This window comes from Pseudomaricurvus sp. (assembly GCF_965662505.1).
Taxonomy (GTDB): domain Bacteria; phylum Pseudomonadota; class Gammaproteobacteria; order Pseudomonadales; family Cellvibrionaceae; genus Pseudomaricurvus.
Genome location: NZ_CBFIHX010000038.1, coordinates 22,708 through 28,707, shown reverse-complemented (window position 1 = coordinate 28,707; position 6,000 = coordinate 22,708). Strand labels below are relative to the sequence as shown.

The 6,000-nt window shown below is 53.8% G+C and carries 5 protein-coding genes; all 5 read right to left on the bottom strand.

The genetic code is table 11. From position 1 onward, the window contains the following. A partial coding sequence (locus ACTG33_RS07350; RefSeq protein WP_439134553.1) for a hypothetical protein occupies window positions 1–307 on the bottom strand: 307 nt, incomplete at its 3' end. A gap of 132 nt (window positions 308–439) precedes the next feature. Next, complete coding sequence (locus ACTG33_RS07345; RefSeq protein ID WP_439134552.1) at window positions 440–1,342, bottom strand: hydroxymethylglutaryl-CoA lyase; 903 nt, start codon at window positions 1,340–1,342, stop codon at window positions 440–442. Between the two features lie 53 nt (window positions 1,343–1,395). Then, on the bottom strand, window positions 1,396–3,447 hold the full coding sequence (locus ACTG33_RS07340) for an acetyl/propionyl/methylcrotonyl-CoA carboxylase subunit alpha (protein ID WP_439134551.1): 2,052 nt from the start codon (window positions 3,445–3,447) through the stop codon (window positions 1,396–1,398). Window positions 3,448–3,516: 69 nt separating this feature from the next. Continuing rightward, window positions 3,517–4,302 carry an enoyl-CoA hydratase/isomerase family protein gene (locus ACTG33_RS07335; protein WP_439134550.1) on the bottom strand — a complete coding sequence of 262 codons (786 nt, stop codon included), beginning with the start codon at window positions 4,300–4,302 and terminating at the stop codon, window positions 3,517–3,519. A gap of 43 nt (window positions 4,303–4,345) precedes the next feature. Continuing rightward, window positions 4,346–5,953: a carboxyl transferase domain-containing protein gene (locus ACTG33_RS07330; protein ID WP_439134549.1), complete on the bottom strand. Its 1,608-nt coding sequence runs from the start codon at window positions 5,951–5,953 to the stop codon at window positions 4,346–4,348. Window positions 5,954–6,000 lie beyond the last annotated feature (47 nt).

The following is a 6,000-nucleotide window of genomic DNA, read 5'->3' as shown; positions in this document are numbered from 1 at the left end:
ATTGATACCAATGCTGATTTTGAGTGTTTTGAAACTCCCAGACGTAAACTCCGGTAGGTTCGCCATGCTGATCGGTCAGCTTGGGGTTGGTGCAAAACTCGCAGGGAGACGATTGACCTGCTTGCAAGAGCTGGTAGCACTTTTTGCCTGTGGGTGACCCCCAGACAGATTTCCCATATTCGTTCAGAAATAGAAGCTCGTGGGTTTCCAGGTCGGACACATAGACCAGGGCGTCCAGACTGTTTAGCACGGTGGCGAGTGCCTGGTAGCTGAGAGAGTGTTCGGAGGGGTCGTCTATGAAAGGCATACCGTGGCCCGAGGCTATTCTTGTTTTAGGTCGTCTGGGTTCAAGAATAGCACACGTGGCACGGGAATATACTGACCATCGGGGGTAGAGATGGGTGTCAAAGGTCGAGTAAAGCGGGGGCTTAAGTTGTCGTTATTGCTTGGACAGTATCGCTTTTGCCACTTTTGAGCCGTTGTCACGGTTCAGTTGCTGACAAATGTAGTCTCCCGCCTGAATTAATTTGTCCAGGTCAATGCCGGTTTCGATGCCCATGCCGTTGAGCATATAGACCACATCTTCAGTGGCTACATTGCCGGATGCGCCCTTGGCATAGGGGCAACCGCCCAGGCCGGAGACGGAGCTGTCCACCACGCTGATCCCCATTTGCAGGGCCACCAGAATATTGGCCAGTGCCTGGCCGTAGGTATCGTGCATGTGGACTGCGAGATGTTCCACCGGGATGAGTTTCAGACACTCTTCCAGCACGCGTCGGGTGGATTCCGGCGTGGCGACACCGGTGGTGTCGCTGATGGAAACTTCGTAGCAGCCCATGTCATAGAGCTGTTTCGCCACTTCGGCGGCCTTCACCGGATCGACGTAGCCCTCATAGGGACACCCAAAAGCCGTGGAGACATAGCAGCGAACCTTGAGGTTGCGAGCTTTGGCTTCGGCCATAATCGGCTCAAACCGCTCAATGCTTTCGGCAATAGAGCAGTTAATGTTCTTTTGTGTGAAGGCCTCGGAAGCGGCGGTAAAGATGGCCACTTCATCGGTATTGGTGAGCACGGCGCGACCAAACCCCTGAATGTTGGGAGTGAGAGCTGAGTAGACCACACCGCTCTTGCGGTTAATGTTTGACAGAATTTCGTCACTGCCCGCCATTTGCGGAACCCATTTCGGGTTTACAAAACTTCCTGCTTCGATGTGGGCAACACCCGCATCGGCAAGACGTTCAACCAGTGAGATTTTCGTGGCTGCATCGATGGGTTGCTTCTCATTCTGCAAGCCATCTCGGGGGCCGACTTCAACAATGCGTACGTGTTTGGGTAACGTCATGAAATTTACCTGTGAGCGAGTTAGCTGAACTCGCGGTTTCAAATGGATATTGATTAAGCGCTATCTGATGCTGCAAATTTTACCAGCTCAGCCCCACCATCCACCAGCTCTCCCGCCTGGAAGAAAAATTCTTCCACTACCCCGTCAGCTGGAGCGCGAATGGTGTGTTCCATTTTCATGGCTTCCATGATCAGCAGGGCATCGCCTTTACTGACAGTGCTTCCGGCGTCAACCAGCAGTGTGACCATGGTGCCGTTCATGGGGGCGGTCAGACCGCCGGTACCGGAATCACCATCGAAATCGCCTAGATCCACAGCAACTTGTGAAAAATTCAGGGCGCTGCTTTGCGTGTAGAGACTGTAGCTGTTGCCTTGTGGATCAATGTGCTCTGCGACACTGGCCTTGAATTGATAGCCGTCTATGTTCGCGTGCAGGGTATTGCCTTCCAGGTGACCTTCCGCGGTTACGGTTTTGCCGGCGGCGTTGATGCTGTAGCGGGTAGTGGGTGTGGTGATATTGTGAAGGGTGTGCTGCTCCACCGTGACTGGGTATTCCTCGCCGTGAAAACACAGGCTGAAATGATGCTGGTGGGCCTCATTCACACGCCAGGCATTGGTGGCATTCCACGGTGAAGTGGCATCGACAGAGTGCAGCGCTTGTTGTTGTGCGGTATGCGCTTGCTTCAGCACCAGATAGAGTGCGGCCAGTGGTAAATCCTGTTCAATATCCTGAGGTTCATCGTGGAATATCACACTGTGATGTTTTTCGATAAAGCCCGTGTCCAGTTGCGCGTTGCGGAAGGGCGCACTGTTCGCCAGGTTGTAGAGAAAATCGATGTTGGTGGTCATGCCACTGATGCGGTATTCGCTCAGAGCTTTGGTTAGGCGCTGCAAAGCTTTGTCACGGTTTTCGTCCCACACGATCAGTTTGGCAATCATCGGATCGTAAAAGACACTGACTTCATCGCCCTGCAATACACCGGTGTCGACTCTCACATGCTCGCTGGTTTCCGGTGGTTGCAAGAACGACAGGGTGCCGGTGACTGGAAGAAAATCATTGTCCGGATCTTCGGCGTAGATACGGGCTTCGAACGCGTGGCCTCTGATTGTCAGTTGCTCTTGGGTGCATGGCAGGGGTTCACCTGCGGCAACCCTAAGCTGCCATTCCACCAGATCCTGACCGGAAATCATCTCGGTAACCGGGTGTTCAACCTGCAGCCGTGTGTTCATTTCCATAAAATAGAATGAGCCGTCCACATCCAGCAGAAATTCCACGGTACCGGCGCCAACATAGTCAATAGCCTGAGCAGCCCGCAGGGCGGCATCGCCCATGGCAGCGCGCAGCTCTTCGGTCATGCCCGGTGCTGGCGCTTCTTCAATCACCTTCTGGTGGCGACGCTGCACAGAACAGTCGCGCTCAAACAGGTAAACGCCGTTGCCGTGTTGATCACAGAAAACCTGAATTTCCACATGTCGGGGTTGAGTCAGATACTTTTCCACCAACATGTGATCGTCGCCGAATCCGTTCATGGCTTCGCGCTTGGCGGCGTTGAGTGCTTCGTCAAATTCGGATTCTTTCCACACCTGACGCATGCCTTTACCGCCGCCGCCAGCGGCCGCTTTTAACAGAACCGGATAGCCCATATCGTCAGAAGCTTGTTTGAGAATGTCGCGGCTCTGGTCTTCGCCGTGATAGCCGGGCACCAGAGGCACCTGAGCTTTTTCTATGATTTGTTTGGCGGCGGATTTGGACCCCATAGCTTCGATAGCACTAACAGGCGGGCCAATAAACACAATGCCATTCTCTTTGCAGGCATTGCAGAAAGCGGCATTTTCCGACAGGAAGCCGTAGCCGGGGTGAATGGCTTCGGCTCCGGTCTTCCTGGCTGCTTCGATGACCCGCTCAAACACCAGATAAGACTCTCGTGATGGCGCCGCGCCGATATGGACGGCTTCGTCAGCCATAGCGACATGCAAGGCATCGCGGTCGGCATCGCTGTAAACCGCGACGGTGCGGATGCCCATTTTGCGGGCGCTGCGAATGACGCGGCAAGCGATTTCACCGCGGTTGGCTATCAGGATTTTGCTGAACTGTTTGATATTCATAGTTATTTGTCTTTTTTGAAATCGAGTCGTATAAGCAGGGCGCAATGGTTTCAGGCTGTTTGCCAGGAGTTAAGACGGTATCCAGGTCGGTTGGCGTTTTTCCAAAAACGCACCCAGGCCTTCCTGTCCTTCTTTCGAGACACGGATGTCGGCAATACGAGTACAGGTGTCTTCAATTAGCTGGGTATCAATTACTCGATCGGCTACGTCAAACACCAGTTGCTTGGCTGCCGTCACTGCCGCAGGGCTGTTGGCCAGCAATTGAGTAATGAGCTGTTCAATGGTGCTATCCATTTCTTCTGCCTCGACAACCTCACTGACCAGACCCAGCTGCTGTGCGGTCTCGGCACTGAAACGTTCGGCAGTGGTGAAGTAGCGGCGCGATGCCCGTTGACCTATCGCTGCCACCACATAGGGGCTGATGGTGGCTGGCATCAAGCCAATTTTAACTTCACTCAGACAGAAACTGGCGCGGGGTGAGGCCACCGCCATATCGCAACAGCTGACCAGTCCCACTGCGCCACCAAAGGCGGCACCTTGTACGCGGGCAATGGTGGGCTTGGGCATAAAGTTCAGCACGCGCAGCATTTCTGCCAGTGCGTGTGAATCGCGCAAGTTTTCGGCGTGGGTGTAGCTTGCCATGCGTTTCATCCAGTTCAGATCGGCGCCGGCGGAAAAGCTTTTGCCTTCGGAAGCCAGTATCACAATGCGGACTTTGTCATCGCTGGCCACTTGGTTAAAGGCTGCAGTGAGTTCGGCGATGATGGTATCGTCGAAGGCGTTGTGCTTGTCCGGGTTATTCATGGTAACCGTGGCGATACCGCGATCGTCGATGTGAGTGACTACTGTATTCATATTTACTCCGTTGTAGGTCAAAAAGCTGACTGAATGGTCGTCATTACATTCTAAAGACGCCAAACTTAGTCTCTTCAATTTCTTTGTTCAAACTGGCGGAAATGGAAAGCCCCAGCACCATGCGGGTATCCGCAGGGTCAATCACGCCGTCATCCCACAGTCGGGCAGACGCAAAGTAGGGATGTCCCTGTTCCTCATAGGTGTCGATGATGGGTTGTTTGAATTCGGCTTCGGCTTCGACGCTCCATTCTTCACCGGCTTTGGTTTTCTGATCGCGCTTGACCTGTGCCAGAACGCCAGCGGCCTGTTCGCCGCCCATGACCGAGATGCGTGCGTTAGGCCACATAAACATAAAGCGGGGATCGTAAGCCCGGCCACACATGCCGTAGTTGCCTGCACCAAACGAACCGCCAATCAGCACGGTAAACTTGGGCACTTGAACGGAAGCCACGGCGGTAACCATTTTGGCACCGTGTTTGGCAATGCCTCCGTGTTCGTATTGCTTGCCGACCATAAAGCCGGTGATGTTTTGCAGGAACACCAATGGAATTTTCCGCTGGCCACATAGCTCAATAAAGTGCGCACCTTTTTGTGCGGATTCGCCAAACAGAATGCCGTTGTTGGCAACAATACCCACTGGGTATCCGTAAATTCTCGCAAAGCCACACACGAGTGTGGTGCCGTATTGTGCTTTGAATTCGTCGAATTCGGAACCGTCCACTACGCGGGCAATAACTTCACGCACATCGTAAGGTTGACGACTGTCTTTCGGAATGATGCCGTAGATTTCTTTGTTGTCGTACAGCGGTTCTTTGACCGGGGCGACATCGCTTTGAATGGGTTTCACCCGATTCAAGCGGCCTATGGATTGTCTGGCCAGTTGCAGGGCGTGGTGATCGTTCTGAGCCAAATGGTCGGCCACGCCCGATACACGGGTGTGTACTTCGGCACCGCCCAGTTCTTCGGCGGAAACCACTTCACCGGTAGCGGCTTTCACCAGTGGCGGACCTGCGAGAAAAATGGTGCCTTGTTCTTTGACGATGATGGATTCATCGGCCATGGCGGGGACATAGGCTCCTCCTGCGGTACAGGAGCCCATAACCACGGCAATTTGCGGCATGTTGCGCGCGGACATGTTCGCCTGATTAAAGAAAATGCGACCGAAGTGCTCGCGATCAGGAAACACCTCATCTTGATTGGGCAGGTTGGCTCCGCCGGAATCGACCAGATAAATACAGGGCAGGTTATTTTCCTGAGCGATGGTTTGTGCACGGATGTGTTTTTTTACGGTGAGCGGATAGTAGGTACCGCCTTTCACAGTCGCGTCGTTGGCGACAATCACACACTCCTGGCCGTTGACCCGACCAATGCCGGTAATGATGCCGGCAGAGGGAACATAGTCCGGATACACTTCATAGGCCGCCAGTTGCGACAGTTCGAGAAAAGGGGAGCCGGGATCCAGCAGTGCCTGCACCCGATCGCGGGGCAGTAACTTGCCGCGTGACACATGACGCGCACAGGATTTCTCGCCGCCACCCAGCTTGATCGTTTCCAGCTTATCACGCAGGTCGTCGACCTGGACCTGCATGTGTTCGGTGTTGTCGATAAACTCGGCAGAGCGAGTATTGATCTTTGTTTTGATGGTGCTCATTATTTTTCCCTTCGACGCTTGCGTTCAGCCAGTACTATATTTTTATA